Annotated in this window: 17 protein-coding genes; 7 read left to right on the forward strand and 10 right to left on the reverse strand. The window is 72.3% G+C overall.

The annotated features are described in order from the left end of the window. Positions 1 to 120: 120 nt before the first annotated feature. From QK288_RS07660 to QK288_RS07670, 3 genes are read right to left on the reverse strand one after another with little or no spacing between them, the layout of a single operon-like run. Complete coding sequence (locus QK288_RS07660; protein WP_281267211.1) at positions 121 to 1,275, reverse strand: Mrp/NBP35 family ATP-binding protein; 1,155 nt, start codon at positions 1,273 to 1,275, stop codon at positions 121 to 123. After that, positions 1,268 to 1,768 (reverse strand): DUF1003 domain-containing protein, encoded by a 501-nt coding sequence (locus QK288_RS07665; protein ID WP_281267555.1) that lies wholly within the window; start codon positions 1,766 to 1,768, stop codon positions 1,268 to 1,270. The genes QK288_RS07660 and QK288_RS07665 overlap by 8 nt, the downstream gene beginning before the upstream one ends. 49 nt (positions 1,769 to 1,817) lie before the next feature. After that, positions 1,818 to 3,134 carry a CBS domain-containing protein gene (locus QK288_RS07670; RefSeq protein ID WP_281267212.1) on the reverse strand — a complete coding sequence of 439 codons (1,317 nt, stop codon included), beginning with the start codon at positions 3,132 to 3,134 and terminating at the stop codon, positions 1,818 to 1,820. Between the two features lie 103 nt (positions 3,135 to 3,237). Here QK288_RS07670 and QK288_RS07675 point away from each other — a divergent pair, with 103 nt between their 5' ends. Then, a complete protein-coding gene (locus QK288_RS07675; protein WP_281267213.1) occupies positions 3,238 to 4,296 on the forward strand; it encodes a general stress protein in 1,059 nt (352 codons plus the stop codon). A 315-nt stretch (positions 4,297 to 4,611) separates the two neighbouring features. Here QK288_RS07675 and QK288_RS07680 read toward each other — a convergent pair whose 3' ends face one another. Both QK288_RS07680 and QK288_RS07685 read right to left on the reverse strand, forming a co-directional pair. Further along, complete coding sequence (locus QK288_RS07680) at positions 4,612 to 5,088, reverse strand: GNAT family N-acetyltransferase (RefSeq protein ID WP_281267214.1); 477 nt, start codon at positions 5,086 to 5,088, stop codon at positions 4,612 to 4,614. A 9-nt stretch (positions 5,089 to 5,097) separates the two neighbouring features. Continuing rightward, a complete protein-coding gene (locus QK288_RS07685; RefSeq protein ID WP_281267215.1) occupies positions 5,098 to 6,582 on the reverse strand; it encodes an aminopeptidase P family protein in 1,485 nt (494 codons plus the stop codon). Between the two features lie 68 nt (positions 6,583 to 6,650). Between QK288_RS07685 and QK288_RS07690 the strand changes: the two genes are divergently transcribed. Continuing rightward, complete coding sequence (locus QK288_RS07690; RefSeq protein WP_281267216.1) at positions 6,651 to 7,523, forward strand: PHP domain-containing protein; 873 nt, start codon at positions 6,651 to 6,653, stop codon at positions 7,521 to 7,523. Between the two features lie 172 nt (positions 7,524 to 7,695). Here QK288_RS07690 and QK288_RS07695 read toward each other — a convergent pair whose 3' ends face one another. After that, positions 7,696 to 9,180: a DEAD/DEAH box helicase gene (locus tag QK288_RS07695; RefSeq protein ID WP_281267217.1), complete on the reverse strand. Its 1,485-nt coding sequence runs from the start codon at positions 9,178 to 9,180 to the stop codon at positions 7,696 to 7,698. Between the two features lie 84 nt (positions 9,181 to 9,264). Here QK288_RS07695 and QK288_RS07700 point away from each other — a divergent pair, with 84 nt between their 5' ends. Further along, a complete protein-coding gene (locus QK288_RS07700) occupies positions 9,265 to 9,981 on the forward strand; it encodes a ferritin-like fold-containing protein (RefSeq protein WP_281267218.1) in 717 nt (238 codons plus the stop codon). A 60-nt stretch (positions 9,982 to 10,041) separates the two neighbouring features. Here QK288_RS07700 and QK288_RS07705 read toward each other — a convergent pair whose 3' ends face one another. Together QK288_RS07705 and QK288_RS07710 are read right to left on the reverse strand one after the other, a co-directional pair. Further along, entirely contained in the window at positions 10,042 to 10,338 is a 297-nt protein-coding gene (locus QK288_RS07705) for a hypothetical protein (protein ID WP_281267219.1), read from the reverse strand. An 8-nt stretch (positions 10,339 to 10,346) separates the two neighbouring features. Then, positions 10,347 to 10,571: a DUF3107 domain-containing protein gene (locus QK288_RS07710; RefSeq protein WP_281267220.1), complete on the reverse strand. Its 225-nt coding sequence runs from the start codon at positions 10,569 to 10,571 to the stop codon at positions 10,347 to 10,349. A gap of 102 nt (positions 10,572 to 10,673) precedes the next feature. Here QK288_RS07710 and QK288_RS07715 point away from each other — a divergent pair, with 102 nt between their 5' ends. Together QK288_RS07715 and QK288_RS07720 are read left to right on the forward strand one after the other, a co-directional pair. After that, the gene (locus tag QK288_RS07715; protein WP_281267221.1) at positions 10,674 to 13,829 is read left to right on the forward strand and encodes a UrvD/REP family ATP-dependent DNA helicase; all 3,156 of its coding nucleotides are present in this window, start codon (positions 10,674 to 10,676) and stop codon (positions 13,827 to 13,829) included. Then, on the forward strand, positions 13,826 to 17,083 hold the full coding sequence (locus QK288_RS07720) for an ATP-dependent DNA helicase (RefSeq protein WP_281267222.1): 3,258 nt from the start codon (positions 13,826 to 13,828) through the stop codon (positions 17,081 to 17,083). Before QK288_RS07715 ends, QK288_RS07720 begins: the two co-directional genes overlap by 4 nt. A gap of 162 nt (positions 17,084 to 17,245) precedes the next feature. Here QK288_RS07720 and QK288_RS07725 read toward each other — a convergent pair whose 3' ends face one another. Beyond that, entirely contained in the window at positions 17,246 to 18,244 is a 999-nt protein-coding gene (locus QK288_RS07725; RefSeq protein ID WP_281267223.1) for a phosphotransferase, read from the reverse strand. 87 nt (positions 18,245 to 18,331) lie between these two features. Here QK288_RS07725 and nudC point away from each other — a divergent pair, with 87 nt between their 5' ends. After that, on the forward strand, positions 18,332 to 19,267 hold the full coding sequence (gene nudC / locus QK288_RS07730) for an NAD(+) diphosphatase (protein ID WP_281267224.1): 936 nt from the start codon (positions 18,332 to 18,334) through the stop codon (positions 19,265 to 19,267). Next, entirely contained in the window at positions 19,264 to 20,985 is a 1,722-nt protein-coding gene (locus QK288_RS07735; RefSeq protein WP_281267225.1) for an ATP-dependent helicase, read from the forward strand. The genes nudC and QK288_RS07735 overlap by 4 nt, the downstream gene beginning before the upstream one ends. Here the strand turns inward: QK288_RS07735 and QK288_RS07740 are convergent. Beyond that, positions 20,876 to 21,733: a TOMM precursor leader peptide-binding protein gene (locus tag QK288_RS07740; RefSeq protein ID WP_281267226.1), complete on the reverse strand. Its 858-nt coding sequence runs from the start codon at positions 21,731 to 21,733 to the stop codon at positions 20,876 to 20,878. The genes QK288_RS07735 and QK288_RS07740 overlap by 110 nt on opposite strands. Positions 21,734 to 21,765 lie beyond the last annotated feature (32 nt).

A 21,765-nucleotide genomic window follows, 5' to 3' on the forward strand; every position in this document is an offset into this window, starting at 1 on the left:
GGAGCTCCTGCACCCTGAATACGCAGGAGCATTGTGGAATACCCCTGCATATTGCTCTCGGCAACAGGTGTGCGTCCATGAGGAGACGTACAGGAAGCGTGAACCGGAGTGTGGCGCCGGTCAGGAGAGGGACAGCCCGAGCTTCCGGCCGGACAGTCCACGGCCCATCGTGGCGACCCGGTCCGCGATCGCGGTCAGGGCGACCGCGGCGACGTCCTCCGGTGCGCCGAGGACCACCGGGACGCCGGCGTCGCCGCCCTCACGGAGCGGGACGGAGAGCGGCACGCTGCCGAGCACCGGCACGGCGGAGTCCTGCCCGCGGGACAGGCGGGCTGCGGTCTCGGCGCCACCGCCCTCGCCGAACAGGTGCAGCACGGAGCCGTCCGGCTGGACGAGGCCCGCCATGTTCTCGACGACCCCGACCACCCGCTGTCCGGTCTGTCGCGCCACGATGCCGCTGCGCTCGGCGACGTCCGCCGCCGCTGCCTGGGGTGTGGTGACGACGAGGACCTCGGCGTGGGGGAGCAGCTGGCCGACCGAGATCGCGACGTCCCCGGTGCCGGGCGGCATGTCGAGCAGGAGCACGTCGAGGTCGCCGAACCACACGTCGGACAGGAACTGGTTCACCGTGCGGTGCAGCATCGGGCCACGCCAGGACACCGCGGTGGAGGGATCGTCGACGAACATGCCGATGGAGATCACCTTCACGTCGTGGGCGACCGGCGGCAGGATCATGCTGTCGACCCGGGTCGGACGGGGTGCGACGCCGCGCTCGTCCGTGAGGCCCATCAGCCCCGGGACGCTGAACCCGTGCACGTCGACGTCGACGATGCCCACCCGGAGGCCGCGACGGGCGAGCGCGACCGCGAGGTTCACCGTGACGGTGGACTTCCCGACGCCGCCCTTGCCGCTCGTCACGGCGATCACCCGCGTCAGCGAGTCCGCGGTGAACTGCACGCCCTGTGGACGTCCCTCGCGGAGGCGTTCGGTGAGTGCCTTCCGGACCGCTGGGTCCATCACCGAGACGTCCACGTCGACGTGGTGCACGCCGTCCACGGAACCGGCGGCCGACCGGACGTCGTGCTCGATCGTGTCGGCGGCCGGGCACCCGACGATCGTGAGCTGCAGGTCGACGCGCACCGAGCCTCCTGGCTGGACGTCGACACCACGGATCATGTCGAGCTCCGTGACGGGCCGTCGGATCTCGGGGTCGATGACGCGGCCGAGCGCAGCGAGGACCGCGGCGCCGAGCTGTTCGTCGGTGGCCTCAGCCACGGGTGGTGCTGCCGGGCTCGTCGGCGAAGCCGGCGTCCTCCGCGTCACGCCGGTCGAGCTCCTCGAGCAGCGATCGGAGCTCGGCGCGGATGAAGTCCTTCGACGCCATGTCCCGCATCGCCAGGCGGAGTGCGACGACCTCGCGGGCGAGGTACTCGGTGTCGGCGAGGTTCCGCTCCGCGCGCTGCCGGTCCTGTTCGAACTGGACACGGTCGCGGTCGTCCTGCCGGTTCTGCGCGAGCAGGATCAGGGGTGCCGCGTACGACGCCTGCAGGGACAGCACCAGGGTCAGCGCCGTGAACCCGATCGCCGCGGAGTCGAACTGCCACGGCTTCGGCGTGAGGGTGTTCCACCCCATCCACACGACGCAGAAGAGCGTCAGGCCGACGAGGAACCAGGGAGTGCCCATCGCTCGTGCGATGCCCTCGGTCGCACGGCCGAACGCGTCTCCTCGGCCGGAGCGGCGTCGGGTCGGCAGGACACTCGTCCGCATGCCCTTCGGGGAGTCGAGTCGGCCGTCCGGACGCTGCTCGCGCCGGTTCTCATCCGTTCGTGCCACGTGCGGTCCTCCTTCCGGTGCTCACGGGGGGCCTGCGGGTCTTCGTCCGGGGACGGGCGGGTTCGCCGTCCCCCTGACTCCGCCAGTCGTCCGGCAGGACGTGGTCGAGCACGTCGTCGATCGTCACCACCCCGACCAGGCGGTGGGCGTCGTCGACCACGGGGACGGACACGAGGTTGTAGGTCGCCATCACACGCGTCACCTCGGCGGCGCTGGCGTCCACCCGGACCGGCTCGGTCTGCTGGTCGATCAGCGTGCCGAGTCGCTCGTTCGGCGGGTAGCGCAGCATTCGCTGGAAGTGCACGAGCCCGAGGAACCGGCCGGTCGGCGGCTCGTACGGCGGCAGGGTCACGCAGACGCTCGCGCCGAGCGCCGGCGCGAGTTCGTGCCGACGGATGAGTGCGAGTCCCTCGGCCACGGTGGCGTCCGCGGAGACGATCACGGGCTCGGTGGTCATCAGGCCACCGGCGGTGTCCGGCTCGTACTCGAGGAGCATGCGGACGTCCTGCGCCTCCTCCGGCTCCATGAGCTGCAGGAGCGCCTCGCTCCGCTCGTCGGAGAGCTCGGCGAGGAGGTCGGCGGCGTCGTCCGGCTGCATCTGGTCGAGGACGTCGGCGGCGCGCGCGTCCTGGAGCGACGACAGGATCTCGACCCGTTCCTGGTCGGGCATCTCCTCGAGCACGTCGGCGAGACGGTCGTCGGGGAGCTCCTCCGCTACCTCGAGGCGCCGCTCGATGGGCAGGTCGAGGAGCGTCGAGGCGAGGTCCGCCGGCACCAGGTCGGAGTACGCGGCGATGACGTGCTCGGCGGACTGCGACTCACCGGGGAGCTCGTCCTCGGTGACCTCGTTCCACGTGGCGAACGTCGTCGGCCCCTTGCCGAACGGGGACGGCGTGGTCTTCGGCTTGCGGAGGAAGAGCTGCGACACCTCCCAGTCGCCCTGGCCCCGGTCCTCGATCGCGATGTCCTCGATCGTGGCGCGGATGCGGTCCTTCGTGATGAGGACCTTGCGCCCGAGCATCTCGGCGATCACCCGGACCTCACCGCCGCGCTGTTCGAAGCGGCGCATGTTCACGAGGCCCGTCGTGATGACCTGCCCGGCACCGATCGACGTGATCCGGCCGACCGAGACGAAGATGCGGCGCTTCCCGGGGACCTCGACGATCAACCCGACGACGTGCGGGGGATCGGCCCGGCGGTAGACCACCAGGACGTCCCGGACCTTGCCGACGCGATCGCCGGCGGGGTCGAAGACGGAGCACCCGGCGAGGCGGGCGACGAATACCTTCGAGGCGCTCACCCAGCCAGCGTAGCCGGTCACCCGTCCGTTCCCTGGCCGTCCGTCCTGGTCGTTCCCTGGTGGTTCTCGTGCGATTGCAAGGACGACGGTGGAAGATGACTGTGTGAGCACTCAGAGCCCCTTCCGCGGTCGTACGGCGCAGGCGTTCCCCACGCTGCCCCGCGGGGACGTCCTCGGCACCTTCGACAGCTACCCGGACGCACAGGCGGTGGTCGCGAAGCTCGCCGAGTCGGAGTTCCCGGTGAACAAGCTCTCGATCGTCGGCAACGACCTCAAGACCGTCGAGCGGGTCACCGGCAAGATGACCTACGGGCGCGCGGCGCTCGCGGGTGCCTTGTCCGGTCTGTGGCTCGGCTTCTTTTTCGGCATCGTGCTGACGCTGTTCTCGCCGACCGCGGGCGGCCTCATCTTCGCCGCCGCGATCATCGGCGCCGCGTTCGGCATGCTCTACGGCATCGTCTCGTTCGCCATCACGAAGCGGCAGCGGGACTTCACGAGCGTGCACCAGGTGCTCGCCACCAACTACCAGATCATCGTCGACCCGCAGCTCGTCGGGCAGGCGCAGCGCATCCTCGGGCAGTTCGGCGCGACGCCGCACGCCGCGTGGAACCCCGGGCAGCCGGGCAGCGGTGCCGGTGCGCCGTTCCACGGGCAGTCTGGGCAGCCCGGACAGCCTCCTCGCCAGGAGCCGTGGCGTCCCGGTCCGCCGACGGGATCGCCGTACGGTGGGCAGTCCACGCCGCACAGCCAGTCCGGTCAGCCGGGCCAGTCCGGTTGGTCGGGCCAGCCGGGTTCGTCGGGCCAGTCCGGTTCGTCGGGCCAGCCGGGTTCGTCGGGCCAGGCCGGTTCGTCGGGTCAGGCCGGGCAGCCGTTCGGTCAGTCTGGAGGCCCGCGGCACCCCGGTGCGTCGGCACCGGGCCCCGGAGCGCAGCCGCGCTACGGCACCAACGACGGTCCGCGGTACGGCGAGACCCCGGAGACGGCTCCGCAGCAGCCGGCCGCGCCGACCGCCGCTCCGGCACCTCGTGCGGATGAGCCGCCGCGGTACGGGGAGCGTGTCCCCGGTGCGACGCCGCCCGCGCGCGCCGACTCTGCTCCCGAGGATCCGGACGCTCCTGCACCGTCCGGCTCGGCTCCGTCGGCTGACGACGACCGGAGCTGACTCCCGGGCCCCTCACGTCCCGCACCGCACGAGCTCACCCGGATCGCCGGCCGCTGACGCCCGACTGGTCGCAACGCCCCGTTCGCGTTCGTCGAGCGGTCACGACCTGTCGTCCGAACGCCCCCGAACCGGCCGATCGTGACCGGTGGGCGTCGTGCCGACGGGGTGTTGTGACCGCTCGCGATCGCGGTCGACCTCTGTGCCCGAACGCCGGCGCGCGTGCGGCCGGTGGCGCGGATGTGCCGCGCGCGAGCATGTGCGTGGCGAGTGCGCGTGCGTGTGCGTGTGCGCGTGCGTGTGCGTGTGGGCGTGCGGCTACAGGACCTTGGAGTAGCAGGCCGACAGCGGGGCGCCGACGTACGGGCCGAAGTTCGCGATGCGGCTGAAGCCCTCGCGCTCGTAGAACCGGATCGCACGCTTCTGCTCCGTGCCCGTCTCGAGTACGAGCGCGGGGGAACCGAGGTCGAGCGCTGCCTCTTCGAGGCGTCGGAGGATCCCCGTCGCCGCCCCCGTTCCGCGGGACTCGCGACGGACGTACATGCGCTTGATCTCGGTCACCCCGTCGGCGACGAGCCGGAGCCCGCCGCACCCGATCGGCGTGCCGTCCCCGTCGCGCGCCACGAAGAACACCGCGATCGACTCGGCAGTGGGCTTGTCACCTGGTTCGGTGTCACCGCCGTAGGTGCTGTCGATCTCGATGCGTTGGGCAGCGCGCAGCCGCTGGGCGTCGGGCGAGTCGAAGTGCTCGACGTCGATCGTGATGCTCTGCGAGGAAGCTTCGGGTGTCGTCACCCGCTCAGGCTAGCGCCCGGTGCGGGCGATCCACCCCTCCACTTCCGAGGGGGTCCTGGGGATGCCGATCGACAGGTTCTCGGCGCCGTCGGCGGTCACGAGGATGTCGTCCTCGATGCGGACACCGATGCCGCGGAACTCCTCCGGCACCGTCAGGTCGTCCTGCTGGAAGTACAGGCCGGGCTCGATCGTGAAGACCATGCCGGGCTCGATGATGCCGTCGATGTACATCTCGCGACGGGCCTTCGCACAGTCGTGCACGTCGAGCCCCAGGTGGTGGCTGGTGCCGTGCACCATGTACCGGCGGTGGAACTGGTTGTCCGGCTGCAGCGATTCCTCGGCCGAGACGGGCAGGAAGCCCCACTCGGCGGTCTTGCGCGCGATGACCTCCATCGCCGTCGCGTGCACCTGACGGAACGTGATGCCGGGCTTCACGATGGCGAACGCAGCGTCAGCCGCCTCGAGCACGGCTTCGTAGACCAGACGCTGCACGGCCGTGAACGTACCGCTGACCGGCAGCGTGCGCGTGATGTCCGCGGTGTAGAACGAGTCCACCTCGACGCCGGCGTCGATGAGGATGAGGTCACCGGGCTGCACGGCACCGTCGTTGCGGGTCCAGTGCAGGATGCAGGCGTGGTGGCCGGACGCCGCGATGGTGTCGTACCCGACCGTGTTGCCGTCGGCGCGGGCGCGTCGGTTGAACGTGCCCTCGACGATGCGCTCGCCCCTGGGGTGCGCGAGGACCGCGTCGAAGTCGGCGATCACGTCGGCGAACCCGCGCTGGGTGGCGTCGACGGCCTTGCGGAGCTCGTTGACCTCGTACGGGTCCTTGACGAGGCGGAGCTCGGAGAGGTCCCGGGCGAGCACATCGTCCGTCGCCGCGACGTCGTCGGTCGCGGCAGCGCCACCGACCGCGGAGCCGAGGCGCTCGTCGAGGGAGCGCGTGAACTCGGTGTCGGCGTCACGGACGACGAGCACCGAGGCGTCGAGGGAGTCCTGCACCCCGGAGAACTCGCCGAGGTCGGCGGTGGCGATGCCCAGGTCGGCGGCGACCTCGTCCAGCGAGGGGCGCGGACCGACCCAGAACTCGCCGATCTCCGGGTTCGCGTAGAACTCCTCGGAGTCGCGTCCAGCGGTCGAGCGGAAGTAGAGCGTGGCGTCGTGCCCGGAGCCGTTCGGCGTCATCACGAGCACGGAGCCGACGACGGTGTCGGTGCCCCAGCCGGTCAGGTGTGCGAACGCAGAGTGCGGGCGGAACGGGTAGTCGCAGTCGTTCGAGCGGACCTTCGCGGTGCCGGCGGGGACCACGATCGTCCGACCGGGGTGGAGCTCGGAGATGCGGGCCCGACGGGCGGCGGCGAATGCAGCCTGCTCACGTGCTGCGGGCACGGGGCGGTCGCGCTCGGCCCAATGGGACCCGATGAAGTCCTTGAAGGTCGAGGAGCCGGGGGTGGTGGAGCGGTTGCTCGTTGCGCGGGGAGTCGTGTCGGCCATGCCCCCATCATCGCACCGCGCTCGACGCCCGGTCTGTGTGCCTGCTCACCTGTGGATACGATTGGCGCGTGCCCGACCCGTTCATCGACCTGCACGCGCACTCGAGTGTCTCCGACGGCACCGAGCCGCCCGCCGACCTCGTCCGGGCAGCGGCGGCCGCCGGACTGGACGCCGTCGCGCTGACCGACCACGACACCACCGCCGGGTGGGCCGACGCCGCTGACGCCGCACGGGAGCTCCCGCTGACGCTGGTCCCGGGCCTCGAGCTGAGCACGCGCGTCGGCTACCGGAGCGTGCACGTCCTCGGCTACCTCGTCGACCCCGACGACGCAGCGCTGTCGGCCGAGACCGAGCGCATCCGTGACGGCCGGTTGTCCCGAGCGCACCGCATGGTCGACCGCATCGGCGAGGACCACCCGATCACCTGGCGGGACGTCCTCGCACAGGCGAGCCCCGGCGCGACGATCGGCCGGCCGCACATCGCTGACGCCCTCGTCGCGCGCGGGCTCGAACCCGATCGCAGCGCGGCGTTCCGCGGGATCCTGCACCCGGCCTCCGGGTACTACGAACCGCACGACGCCCCGACACCGCTCCGTGGCGTCGAACTCATCCGTGCCGCCGGTGGCGTCCCCGTGATCGCGCACCCGGCAGCGACCTCGCGCGGGATCGTCATCGACGAGGCGGGCCTCCGCGAGCTCGTCGACGCGGGGCTCGGCGGGCTCGAGGTCGACCACCGCGAGAACCTCGCCCACGGCAAGCGCACCCTGCTCGAGTGGGCGGACCGCTACGGCCTGTTCGTCACCGGCTCGAGCGACTACCACGGCACCGGGAAGCCGAACCGTCTCGGCGAGCACCGCACGTCACGCCGCGCCTTCGACGAGATCGTCTCGCAGGCGACGGGTTCGGCCCCGGTGGTCGGCCCGGGTTCGCGCCTGCCCTGACCCGCGAAGGCGACACATCCCGCCTCGGGCGTTCTGTCCCCTCCGCGAAAGCGACTGATCGCCGCGAACGGCTGGACGCACGCTGTCGCTTTCGCGAGGAGGGCCCGGCCCAACAGCGCCCAGACGCCGAAGGGCCCGTCGCGTCAGCGACGGGCCCTTCGAACTGGAGGCGCTACTCGCCGTCCGACGCCGGCTGCGGTGCCGAGGCGGTCGCCTCGCCACCCGTGCCGGCCCCGCGACGACGGCGACGCCGACGGCGCTTCGGCGCCGAACCGTCGCCCTCGGCGGCGTCCGGACCCGTGCTCTCGGCCGCGGGGGCGGACTCCGCAGCCGACGCTGCCGGGCGATCCGAGCCTCCTGTCCGGGTGCGGCGACGCGGACGCGACTCGCTCGAGTCGGAGGAGTCACCGGAACGACGCGGCGGCCGTGACCCGGTGTGCTCCGCGGTGCCCGCCGTTGCGGCGTGGGACGATGAGCCGGGGAGCCGGCCCTTCGTGCCCTGCGGGATGTCGAGGTCCTCGAACAGGTGCGGCGACGACGAGTAGGTCTCGACGGGCTCGGGGATGCCGAACTCGAGGGCCTTGTCGATGAGCGTCCACTTGTGCAGGTCGTCCCAGTCGACGAACGTGACCGCGATGCCGGTCTTGCCCGCGCGGCCGGTGCGGCCGGCGCGGTGCAGGTACGTGTCCGGGTCGTCCGGGATCGTGTGGTTGATCACGTGCGTGACGTCGTCGACGTCGATGCCGCGGGCCGCGACGTCGGTGGCGATGAGCACGTCGCGCTTGCCGGCCTTGAAGGCGGCCATCGCACGCTCGCGCTGCTCCTGGTTGAGGTCGCCGTGCACCGCTGCGGCGTTGAACCCGCGGTCCTTCAGTTCCTCGACCAGCTTCGCCGCCGCACGCTTGGTGCGGGTGAAGATGACGGTCTTGCCGCGGCCGTTCGCCTGCAGGATGCGGGCGATGACCTCGTCCTTGTCGAGCGAGTGCGCGCGGTAGATGACGTGCTTGATGTTGGCCTGCATGAGGCCCTCGTCCGGGTCCGTCGCGCGGATGTGCACCGGACGCGTCATGAACCGGCGGGCGAGCGCGACGATCGGCGCCGGCATCGTGGCCGAGAACAGCATCGTGTGGCGCACGTCGGGCACGGCCTGGAAGATCCGCTCGATGTCCGAGAGGAACCCGAGGTCGAGCATGCGGTCGGCTTCGTCGAGCACGACCTCCTGCACGTGGGAGAGGTCGAGCAGGCGCTGTCGGTGCAGGTCGATGAGGCGCCCCGGGGTGCCCACCACGATCTGCGCGCCGGCCTTGAGCTGCTCGACCTGGCCCTCGTACGCCTTGCCGCCGTAGATCGAGACGATCGTGGTCGGGCGGTTCGACGACGCGAGTTCGAGGTCCTCGGTCACCTGCACCGCGAGTTCGCGGGTCGGGACGACGACGAGCGCCTTGACGCCGTGCGCTGGGTCTGCGCCGAGGCGCTGGATGAGCGGCAGGCCGAAGCCGAGGGTCTTGCCGGTACCCGTCTTCGCCTGGCCGATGATGTCCTGGCCGGTGAGGCCGAGGGGGATGGTCTGTTCCTGGATCGGGAAGGGCTCGATGATGCCCTTGCCGGCCAGCGCATCGACGATGTCCTGGTCGATGTTGAGGTCTGAGAAAGTCAAGAAGGTCACCCTGTCCTATCGGGGAGTCCGAGCCAGTCTACCGGGGTGCGAGGTGCGCGCCGTCGCGGCCCCTATGCTGGTCGCGTGGTGTCGTGGTGGAACCGGAAGCGCGCGGCGCAGCTCGCAGCACAGTGGCTCGCGTCGCGGAACCCGAAGAACGCCGCCCAGACGGAGCGTCTGCAGCTCGACGACGTCAGCCCCGAACTCCCCGTGTACCTCGGGCAGGCGGCCTACCTCCAGCTCTCGCTGTACGAGACGATGGGCCGTGCAGGGGCCGGCGCTCCCACGCTGTCCGGTCGCCTGGTGACGGGTGTCCTGGCGACGACCGCGCTCGAACGGCACCGGTCGATCGTGGCCGAGATCGAGCGCCTCGGCGAGGACCCCGCCGAGCTGATGGCACCGCACCGCGCCGCGATCGACGTGTTCCTGGAGCGGACGAGCGGCGCCGACTGGTACGAGTCGATGCTCACCGGCTACGTCACCGCCGGCATCCTCAACGACCTGTTCGCGAACCTGCTGCGCTCGCTCCCGAACGACGTCCGGCAGCGGCTCGGCTCGGTGTTCGACGCGCGGGAAGAGCCCGCCGTGGTCGAGGAGCTCAGCGCGCGGATCGACGAGGAGCCGCAGGTGTCCTCGCGGCTGGCGATGTGGGGCCGACGGCTCGTGGGCGACACGCTCCTGGTCGCGCGGTCCGCGCTCGCATCGCACGCCAGGGAAGACCAGTCCCGGCTCGAGCCGGTGTGGACCGAGCTGATCGCGGCGCACACCAGGCGGATGGACGCGCTCGGCCTGACGGCCTGACGACGGACAGGAGGCTCGTGGCGACGCCGCCACGAGCCTCCTGTCCGATGGTCGGTCGCCTCAGGCGCCGCGCGCCTTGACCTGCTCGTAGAAGGCGGTGTCCTTGGCCGTCCGGTTGCGGCCGAGCAGCCACTCCACGACGAGGGCGACGACACCGGCACCGACGAGAGCGACGACCCAGATCCAGGTGGCGTCGTACTGCCAGCCGGCCCAGGTGAGCGCTTCCCACAGGACGGCGGCCGTGATGCCGCCGACCGCGGGGCCGAGCAGCTGCCCGCGGGTCGAGTGCCACGGCAGGATCACGTGCGCGATCGCGCCGCAGATGATGCCGCCGAGGACGGCGAAGAGGAGCTCCACGCGTCAGCTCAGGCGACGAAGCCGATGCGTCGGGCCTCTTCGGCACCGAACTCGACGTAGGCGAGGGCGACCGCGGGGACGATGAACTTGCGGCCCTTGTCGTCCTGCAGCGTCAGGTGCGTCGCGTCGGAGGACAGCGCGTCCGCGACGGCCTTCTCGATCTCCTCAGCGGTCTGCTTCGTCTCGAAGGCGATCTCGCGCGGGCTGTTGATGATGCCGATCTTGATGTCCACGTGCTCACCATATCCGAGGGGTCCGCGCCGGTCCGGTGCGTTCGCCGCGGGCGCACGGGGTGGGGACGCGGCGATGTCGGTCGCGGTCGGTACCGTACGAGCGTGCCGCAGACCACGCTGACACCAGCACCCGCTCCCGAGCAGGTGTCGCGCGCGCTCGTGGCGGACCCGGCACAGGCGGCGGTCCTCGCCCTGCCGGACGACGTGCACGCCGCGGTGATCGGCGCACCTGGTACCGGCAAGACCTCGACGCTCGCGCGGCTCGTCGCAGCTCGGCTGCGGCGTCCGGACGCGATCAGCGCCGATGGTCACGCCACCGTGCTCGCCCTGACGTCCTCGCGCACCGCGGCGACCGCGCTCCGCGACCACCTCGCCGTCACCGTCGAACGCGTCACCCCCGGCGCCCTCGCACGGACCGTGAACTCCCTCGCCTTCCAGATCGTCGCGCACGCCGCAGCCGTCCAAGGGCAGCCGGCGCCGACGCTGCTGACCGGCGGGGAGCAGGACCGCATCCTCGGCGACCTCCTCGCCGGGCACGAGACCGACGGCACCGGGCCGGCGTGGCCGGAGCCCATCACGGCGGTCGTCCGGGAGCGCGCGGGGTTCCGCACGGCGCTCCGTGACGTGATGATGCGCGCCGTCGCCGCCGGTGTCGAACCCGACGACATGCGCGAGCTCGGTGACGACCACGGCCGTCCCGAGTGGCGTGCGGTGGGCGACCTGGTCGACGAGTACCGCGCGGCGGTCACCGCGTTCCGTGCGACGAGTCTCGACGCGGCCGAACTCGTCGCGTTCGCCACCGCGGCGGTGCTCCGCGGGGAGCTCCCACCTGCCGTCGCGGCGCTCCGGCTCCTGGTGGTCGACGACACCCAGGAACTCGTCGAGGGCGAGATCGCCCTGCTCGGGGCTCTGGCGCGCTCCGGTGTGCAGGTCGTCGCGTTCGGCGATCCCGACATCGCGGCATCGGCGTTCCGCGGCGCCGAGCCCGACGTCCTCGGCCGGCTCGCGCCACGGCTCGGCGTCGACCGCGTCCAGGAGATCGTCCTCGGCACGGTGCACCGCCACCCCGCGCCGATCCGTGCGCTCGTCTCTGCCATCACCGGGCGTGTCGGTGCCGCCGCCGCGGGGCGTCAGCGCACGGCCGTCGCCGCCGACACGGACGCTCGCGCCGACTCCGTGCTGCACCTCGAAGCCGGCAGTCGATCGGCGCTCGTCGTCGCGATCGCCAGGCGGTTGCGTGAACACCACCTGCTCGACGGCGTCCCGTGGCACCGCATGGTCGTGGTCACCCGGAGCGGCGCGGCGATCCCCGAGCTCGTCCGCGCCCTCTCCGTCGCGGAGGTCCCGGCGACCGCCGGCGCTGCCCCGACGCGCCCGCGGGACGACACCGCCGCGCGGTCCCTCCTCGACGCCGCCGGTGTGTCGCTCGGTGTGCTGTCCCTCGACGCCACCCTCGCCACCGCGTTCGCGACCGGGCCGCTCGGTGGGCTCGACACGCTCGCGATGCGTCGGCTCCGGCTCGCGCTGCGCCGTGAAGAGCTCGCTGGTGGCGGCTCCCGGACCGCCGACGAGCTGCTCGTGGACGCGCTGGGGGCTCCTGAGCGCCTCGCAACCGTGGACGCCGCCTTCGCCCGACGCGCGACCCGACTCGCGCGCAGCCTCGTGCAGGCCAGAGCGGACGCCGACGCCGGTGCCAGCATCGAGGAGATCCTCTGGGGGCTCTGGGAGCGCAGCGGTCTCGCCGGGATCTGGGGCGGGCAGTCCCTCGCAGGCGGCGTCGGAGCGGCCGAGGCGGACCGGCACCTGGACGCCGTGGTCGGCCTGTTCACGGCCGCCAAGCGGTTCGTCGAGCGGACGCCGGACGCACCCGCCCGGGTGTTCGTCGACGACGTGCTCGGCGCCGACCTGGCCGAGGACAGCATCGGCCCGGACCGCACGGCCGGCCGGGTGCGCGTGCTGACACCGTCGGCGACGATCGGCCTCGAGACCGACGTCGTCGTGGTCCTCGGACTGCAGGACGGCGTGTGGCCGAACACCCGGGTGCGCGGCAGCCTGCTCGACCCGGACGGCCTGGTCCGCTCCGCCGCCGGGATCGACCACGCCGCCGTCGACGACCGTGCGGCGGTGATCGGGGACGAGCTCCGGCTGTTCGCGCGGGCGGTGTCCCGCGCGACCACCCAGGTCGTCATCGGGACGATCGCCAACGACGACGAAGCGCCGTCGCCGTTCGTGCGGCTCGTCCCCGTGCCGCCCGATCGGCAACCCACCGTGCACCCGCTGTCCCTCCGCGGCCTCGCCGGGTCGCTCCGGCGCCGGGTCGTCTCCACCGGCGACCACGAAGCAGCCTCCGCGTTGGCGCGCCTGGCGGCGGAAGACGTCCCCGGCGCGTCACCGGACGACTGGTACGGCACGGCGGAGGTCACCACCGACGACCCGCTCGTCGACCTCGACGCCGACCCGCAACCGGACCCCGTCAGCGGCGAACCCACCCCGCCGACCGTCGGCGTGTCACCGTCCAGGATCGGCACCTTCGAGGAGTGCCCCGTGCACTGGTTCGTGCAGACGTTCGGCGGCGGTGCACCGAGCCCGGCGATGGGCATCGGCACCATCGTCCACGAAGCGATGGAGCACGCCACGGAGATCGACGTGGAGTCCCTCTGGCAGCGGGTGGACGCTCGCTGGGGTGAGCTCACGTTCGAGTCGCCGTGGATCGCCGACCGCGAGCGTGCCAGGACCCGCCGCATGATCGAGGGGCTGAGCGACTACCTGCGCACCTTCGCGTCCGCCGGTCGACAGCTGCTGGGTGCGGAGACCTCGTTCGCGCTCGTCACCGGGCCGGCTCGGGTCCGCGGCAGCATCGACCGGATCGAGATCGACCCGGACGGCACCGTGAGCGTCGTCGACCTGAAGACCGGGCGGAGCATGCCGAGCGAGAAGAACGACATGCCGGAGCACCCGCAGCTCGGGGCGTACCAGCTCGCGGTGGAGGACGGCGCGGTCGACGGCGTGCCCGCCGGGTCGCCGATGGCCGATGCCCGACTCGTCTTCGTGCAGAACCCGAAGGGCGGGCACGCCTACTCGGAGCGCACGCAGCACGCCTTCGACGCCGATGACCGTGCCGCGTACCGGGAACGCCTGCACGCGGTGGCCCGCGGCATGGCCGGCCGGACCTTCGTCGCGAACGTGGACGACCACTGCGAGAAGGCGCGCACCGGTGTCGAGTGCCGGATCCACGTGGTGGGAGAGGTGACCTGGTGAGCACGACCGACACGACCGGCACGCCTGCCGCGGCCGGCACGACCGGCACGCCTGCCGCGACCGGCACGACGGTCCGCCACGGTGCCGACGCCATCGCCGACGCGCTCGGGCGACCACGTCCGACCGAACAACAGCGTGCCGTCATCGAATCGCCGCTCGCCCCCGCCCTCGTCGTCGCGGGAGCAGGCAGCGGCAAGACCGAGACCATGGCGTCGCGCGTCGTCTGGCTGCTGGCGAACGGACACGTGCGGCCGGACGAGGTCCTCGGGCTGACGTTCACGCGCAAGGCCGCCGGCGAGCTGTCGATCCGCATCAACGACCGGATCGCCGCGCTGGAGTCCGCGGGGCTGATCACCCCGGGTGACGCCTTCGAAGCGCCGACCGTGTCCACGTACAACGCCTTCGCGAACAGCGTCTTCCGCGAGAACGCGCTGCTGGTCGGCCGCGACGGCGAGTCGCAGGTCCTCACCGAGCCGTCCGCGTGGCAGCTCGCGCGACGGGTCGTCGTCGCAGCGCGGGACGACCGACTCGCCGGGCTCGACCGGAACGTCGACACGATCACCGCCGCCGTGGTGGCGCTCGCCGGCGCCGCGTCCGAGCACCTCGTCGAACCCGAGCAGCTGCGCCGGTTCGCGATCGAGTTCACGGAGCTCCTCGAGCTCCCCGGGAACCGCGGCAAGCCGTACGCAGCGATCACCGCCGCGGTCGCGTCGATCGGCGCACTCGAGCCGCTCGCCGACCTGGTCGAGGAGTTCCGCCGGCAGAAGGTCGACCGCGGGTTCGTCGAGTTCTCGGACCAGATCGCGTTGGCGCTCGCCGCAGCCGAGGCGGCACCGCGCGTCGTCACGGAGCTCCGGCAGCGGTTCCGCGTCGTGCTGCTCGACGAGTACCAGGACACCTCCGTCGTGCAGACGCGGTTCCTCGCCAGGCTGTTCCGGGAGCACGCCGTCATGGCCGTCGGGGACCCGCACCAGTCGATCTACGGGTTCCGCGGCGCGAGTGCGGCGAACCTCGCCAGGTTCCCTCGTGACTTCGGCGGCGCCGGTGACCTCGCGCCGCGGACGTTCGCGCTGTCGACGAGCTGGCGGAACCCGGTGGACGTGCTCGCCGGGGCGAACGCCGTGGTCTCCCCGCTGTCCGAGGCGTCCGATGTCGACGTCGAGCGGCTCTCCCCGCGTCCCGGCGCGGACTCCGGCGACGTCCGTGCCGTCTTCACCGAGACCCTGCCGGAAGAGGCCGACGCCGTCGCGGCCTGGTTCGAGGACCACCGGCGTCGCAACCCCACCGGGTCGATGGCGCTGCTGCTCCGTGCCCGCAAGGACCTCGCCGCCTTCACGGCGGCGCTCGGGCACCGGGGTGTGCCGTACCACGTGCTCGGCACCGGGGGCCTGTTGCAGCGTCCGGAGATCGTCGACCTCGTCGCGTGCCTGCGCGTGCTGCACGACCCGGCTGCCGGCAACGATCTGATCCGGCTGCTCGCCGGTGCCCGGTGGCGGGTGGGGGCTGCGGACATCGCGGCGCTGCACGGGCTGGCGCAGTGGCTGTTCAAGCGGGACCACACCCAGCAGCGCCTCGACGACGACGTCACCGCGGCGTTCCGGGCGTCCGTCGCGGTCGGCGAGCACGGCTCGGTCGTCGACGCACTCGACTTCGTCGCCGTCGCGCCGGACGACCACGGTGCGCTCGAGGGCATCACCGAAGCCGGGCGTGCACGCATGCGTCGGCTCGGACAGCAGCTCGCGATGCTCCGGTCCCGCGCAGGTGGGGACCTCGTCGACTTCGTCACGCTCGTCGTGCAGGAGATGCACCTGGACATCGAGGTCGCCGCGCACGAGCAGGGGAGCGGCGCGTTCCTCGACGCCTTCGTGGACGAGCTGTCCGGGTTCGTCGCCACCGACGACCGTGCCGACCTCGGGGCGTTCCTCGGCTGGATCGACGCGGCTGCCCGTCGTGACGACATGGGACCCCGGTCCGAGGAACCCGAGTCCGGCACCGTGCAGATCCTGACGATCCACGGTTCGAAGGGGCTCGAGTGGGACGCCGTCGCGGTGCCCCGGTTGGTCGAGGGCGCACTGCCGGCCCGCCCGCAGGAGGGCTCGTCCGGCTGGATCGGCTTCGGGCGGCTGCCGTACGAGTTCCGGGGCGACGCCGACGAGCTGCCGCGTCTGGCGTGGCGGGGGCACGACTCCCAGAAGGACGTCACGGTCGCGATCGACGCGTTCAAGGACGAGGTGAAGTCGCGCAACGAGGACGAAGAGCGTCGCCTGACCTACGTGGCGCTGACCCGTTCGCGGCACGAACTCCTGGTGTCGGGTTCGTTCTGGGCCGGCGGCGTGAAGCCGATGCAGCCCAGCCGGTACCTCGGGGACCTCGTCGAGGCGGGTGTGGTCGACGGCGGCGCGATCCCCGAGACGACCGTGCACGACGAGAACCCGCTCGGCGACGCCGGCGCGACCCAGCTCTGGCCGCACGTGCCGTTCGGTGCCCGCGCCGTCCGGGTCCAGGCGGCGGCGGACCGCGTCCGGAACGCGAACCCCGGTGCCGCCGGCCGGTTCGCCGCCGACATCGACCTGCTCCTCGCGGAACGTCGCGCGAGCCGCTCCGGCAAGCACCGCGTGGTGGTGCCGCACCGGGTGCCGGCGTCGGGGTTCAAGGACTACCTCACCGAGCCGGACGCGGTGGCCGAGCGGCTGCGCCGACCGATGCCGGAGCGGCCGTACCGTGCGACCCGTCTCGGCACGCTCTTCCACCAGTGGGTCGAACAGCGTGGGCATGCGGGCGGTGCGCTCGAGACGCTCGACGCGTGGGACGACGAGCTCGACATCGACCTCGACGAGTCCGCACCGGCAGACGCCGCGGTCAGCGACGACGACGCCCGACGGCTGGGGGAGTTCCAGGAGACCTTCGCCCGCTCACGGTGGGCCGGGCTCACCCCCGTCGAGGTGGAGCGCGAGATCCACATCCCGTTCCTCGGACACAGCGTCGTCTGCAAGCTCGACGCCGTCTACGAGATTGACGGCCGGATCGAGGTCGTCGACTGGAAGACCGGGAAGGCACCGACGGGCAAGACCGACCTCGAACGACGACAGTTGCAGCTCGCGCTGTACCGCGTGGCGTACGCGGAGTTCACCGGGCGACCGGTGGACGAGATCGACGCGGTGTTCTACTTCGTGGCCGACGACCTCGAGGTCCGGCCGACCGAGCTGCTCGACCGTGCCGGACTCGAACAGGCGTGGACCGCGGCCGTCGGCTGAGCGGGCTGCCGGCCGCGCACTCCCGCCGACCGGTCGGGAATCGTCGTTGGGAGGCGCACCGGACGACGGAACGTGACCACTCGGCGAACGTGAGCGGTGTGTTGTGACCGGTCGGAGCCTCCCGGTCGGAGGCTCCCGGTGAGCGCCGCGGCTCAGCCGGCGTCAGCCGTGCCGACGCTCGGTCGACGACAACAGCTGCTCGACCTCGCCGATCTCCATCGTCTCCGGGGAGACCGACTGCAGCGGTGTGGAAGTCGGCGCGTGCACGGCGTCGACCAGCCGGTGCATCATCGCGACCGCGTCGTCGACCACTTCGGTGCTCTTCGCCTGGACACCGTGCAGCAACCACTGCGCGGTCTCGAGCTCGTGGTACACCCTGGCGCGCTGGGCGAGCTGCCGGTCGCGGCCGCCGCCGTTCGCCTCGTACGCGCTGAGGACCGTGTCGAACGCCTCGCGCCGTCCGGCCAGCACCCACGCCAGGTCCTTCGCCGGGTCGCCGAGCCGGAGCTCGCCCCAGCCGAGGACCCCGGAAACGGCGTCGCCCTCGACGAGGAGCGCGTCGACCCCGAAGGCGCCGTGCACGACGGTGGGCGTGAACTGCCAGAGCTGTTGGTCGCGGGCTGCGCCCTCCCACCGCTCCTGCAGTGCGGCCGGGACCAGCTTGGTCGCCACCGCACGGTCCATCACGGACACCGCGGAACGGAGGATCTCGAACGGGGTGAGGGACGGCAGACCGGCGTCCGTCACGAAGCTCGTCGGCAGCACGTGCACGGCGGCGATGGACCGGCCGATGCTGGTCGCCAGCTCCGGCCGCTCCGCGAGTGCGCGGAGCGCGGGGTGCGCCCCCGGGACGTAGGTGGTCACGATGGCACGCGTGGACCCGATCGGCGCCTGACCCCGGTACTCGGGGACGGCGAACGGGAGGCGCGACCTGATCCCGGCGCTCAGCGCCCGGATCGCGAGGAGGTCGGCTGACTGCCGTGCCTCCGCGCGCTGGTTGCGGGGTCGCCGGATGGCCGACTCGGCCCCGTCGGCGTCCCGGAGGACCGCCGACTCGTAGTCCCCGGACGCGATGGAACCGAGGGTGCGCGTGCCCGTGACCACGAGTCCGGGAACGGCCGTCGTCGCCAACGCCGCTAGAGTGAACTGGGATCCCGCCATGCCCCTCAGGGTAGGTCCGCATGCGCCGCGAACGACGTTCGCCACGCTGACCCGGTCCCGACACGACACCGATCTGAGGAGTCCCACGTGACCGTGGAGTTCGCCGCCCGGCTTCCGCTCTCCCGCAACGAACTCGACCGCGACGCGGAGTTCCGGACCACCGACGACCTCGAGCGCTCGCTCCGGGACGACTCGGAGACCCGCTTCCTCCCGGTCCACGGCGGTGCGATGCTGCGTCTGCCGTCCGGCTCGCTGCGCTTCGTGGGCGCGGCCGAGGTGCCCGACGACGCGCCGGTGATCTACCTGGGGCGGTCGGTGCGCGACGCTGACGACGCCCCGTCCGGCACGCGCTTCGCAGCCGCGCTGGTCGACGACGACGCCTCCCGACGGATCGAGCCGGACGCCGACGCGTGGGAGAGCCTGCGGATGTTCGGTACCGAGCTCTCGCCGCGCGACCAGGGCCTCGCGGTCGAGGCCGTCGCGATGGCGAACTGGCACGCGGTCCACGGGTTCTCGCCCCGGACCGGTTCGGCGACCGAGGTGGTGACCGGCGGCTGGGTGCGCCGCGACCCCGAGGGACACGAGCACTTCCCGCGCACCGACGCCGCGATCATCGTCGGCGTCACCGACGGCGACGATCGCATCCTGCTCGGCTCGAACGCCGCGTGGGACCAGGACCGCTACTCGCTGCTCGCCGGGTTCGTCGAGCCGGGGGAGTCGCTCGAGGACGCCGTCCGCCGCGAGGTCTGGGAGGAGTCAGGCGTGCGGGTCGAGGAGCCGGAGTACCTCGGGTCGCAGCCGTGGCCGTTCCCCGCGTCGTTGATGGTCGGGTTCCGAGCGAAGGCGGTCGATGGCGACCCCTCCACCGCACGGCCGGACGGGGTCGAGATCCTCGACGTCCGGTGGTTCTCGCGCGACGAGATCCGGGAGCGTGCCGGGGACACCCTCCTGCTCCCGGGCAGGACGTCGATCGCCCGAGCGATCATCGAGGAGTGGTACGGCGGCCCGCTGGACCTGCCGTGAACCCTGCCTCGTCTCCGGAGGCGCTGCTCGCCGCGCTCGACGCCGAACAGCGCACCGTCGCGACGACGCTCCTCGGCCCCGTCGCCGTCCTCGCCGGCGCGGGCACCGGCAAGACCCGCGCGATCACGCACCGCATCGCGTACGGGGTCGCGACCGGCACGTACTCGCCCGCGCACGTCCTCGCGCTGACCTTCACCACCCGGGCGGCGGGTGAACTCCGTTCCCGGTTGCGTGCGCTCGGCGCCGGCGCCGTGCAAGCCCGCACGTTCCACGCCGCGGCGATGTCGCAGCTCAGCTACTTCTGGCCGGACACCGTCGGCGGTCACGCGCCGCGGATCGTGGAGTCGAAGGCGCGGATGATCGCGCACGCCGCGGACACGGTCGGGATGAGCGTCGACAAGCCGGTGCTCCGCGACCTTGCCGCCGAGGTCGAGTGGCGGAAGGTGCAGCGGCTCACCCTCGAGGAGTACGAGGCAGCCGCCGCCGAACGGGTCATGCCCCGCGAAACGAGCCCCGCGCGGGTGATCGACCTGATGCGCGCGTACGAGCGGCTGAAGGACGACCGTCGGCAGCTCGACTTCGAGGACGTCCTGCTGGCGACGCTCGGCATGGTCGAGACCGAGCCCCGGGTGGCGAGCTACGTCCGGCAGCAGTACCGGTTCTTCGTGGTCGACGAGTACCAGGACGTCTCGCCCGTGCAGCACGACCTGCTCAAGGCATGGCTCGGCGACCGCCAGGACCTGTGCGTCGTCGGCGACGCCAGCCAGACCATCTACTCGTTCGCCGGGGCGTCGAGTCGCTACCTGCTCGGGTTCGGATCGGAGTTCCCCCGGGGATCGGTGCTGCGGCTCGAGCGGAACTACCGGTCCACCCGAGCGGTCGTCGCCGCGGCGAACACGGTGATGCGTGGTCAGGCGGGTGCGCTCGAACTCGTCGCGCAGACCACCGACCAGGGACCGGAACCCGTCGTCGTGCCGTGTGTGCACGACGGCGACGAGGCGCAGACCATCGCCAGACGGATCACCGACCTGGTCGCCGGGGGCGCGACGTACGGCGACTGCGCCGTGCTGTTCCGTGTCGGCGCGCAGTCGGCGGCGCTCGAGGCCGCGCTCGGCCGCGCGGGGATCCCGTACCGGGTGCAGGGCGGGACGCGCTTCTTCGACCGTCCCGAGGTCAAGCTCGCGGTGCACCACATGCGCGGCGAGGCCATCCGGCAGACCGACGACGAGCTCACCCGCCGGGTCGGGCTCGTGCTGCAGGTCAGCGGGTGGACGCCGACCGCACCGGAGGGCACCGGAGCGGTCCGCGAACAGTGGGAGGCGCTGCAGGCGATCATGGGCCTCGCCGAGGGCGCCCCGGCCGGCACGACCATGCAGCAGTTCACCCAGGACCTGGTCGACCGCGCGGCGACCCACCACGAGCCAGAGCTCGACGCCGTCACGCTCGCGACCCTGCACTCCTCGAAGGGCCTCGAGTGGCCGAACGTGGTGATCGCCGGCGTCGCCGAGGGGCTGCTGCCGATCTCGCACGCGACGACCGACGACGAGGTGGACGAGGAACGCCGGCTCTTCTACGTCGGACTCACCCGCGCTCGCCGCACCGTCACGGTCACGTGGTCACGACAGGGGTCCACCCGCGGCGGCGCGCGGGCGCCGAGCCGGTTCCTGGCAGCGCTCGACACGCGCAGCGGGGATGCGGCCGCACCTGCCGCCGACTGACCGACAGGTCGTCGCGCTCGAAGACGAGTTGCTCGTCGTCGGGACGCACCGTGGTCCCCGGCAGGTGCTCGAGGACCATGCGGGTGACCGCTGCCGCGACCGCAGCGGCACGGTAGGGCGAAAGCGGTGCGGCCGGGCGGCCCCAGACCTGCGCGGCGATCGCCGGCCACGCGGGGTCGTCGTCGACGTGTGCGTACTCGATGCACTGCAGGCACGGTCCGGTACCGGGGACCACGAGCGGTCCGATCCGGATGCGGCCGTCACCGACGACGACGGGGACGTGCGGCGTCCCACGGCGGGTCCACGCCGACCGCAGCGCGGGGTCGACCACGTGCTCGGCGACGACGACGGCCATCGACGGCTCGGGATCCGGCAGCTCGACCGGACCGCCGCGCGGGGCAACGGTCCGGACCACGGTCACACCGTCACCCGTGAGGAAGTCGTCGACGATCCCGGCGAGGTCGGCGGCGCCGTGCACCTCCACCCGGGCGAGCGGTTCGGGGAGCATGTCGAGCACGGCAGGGGACGCCGCGCCGAGCACCCGCGCAGCGACCTCCGGTCGGCACCCGACGCTCGCGGCGACGCCGGACAGGGCGTCCCGCCCGGTCTCACGGCGGAGGGTGCACAGGAATCGTTCTTCCGCCGTGGTGGGGACGGCGACCACGGCGCGTGGCGGATCGACGCCGAGCTGGACGGTCGTCGGGTCGCGCCAGACGAACTCGAGGGTCGGATCGATGCGGATGCCCATGGCCCCACCGTGCCGGACGTGCCGGCACCGGT

The organism is Curtobacterium sp. 9128 (assembly GCF_900086645.1).
Classification (GTDB): Bacteria; Actinomycetota; Actinomycetes; order Actinomycetales; family Microbacteriaceae; genus Curtobacterium.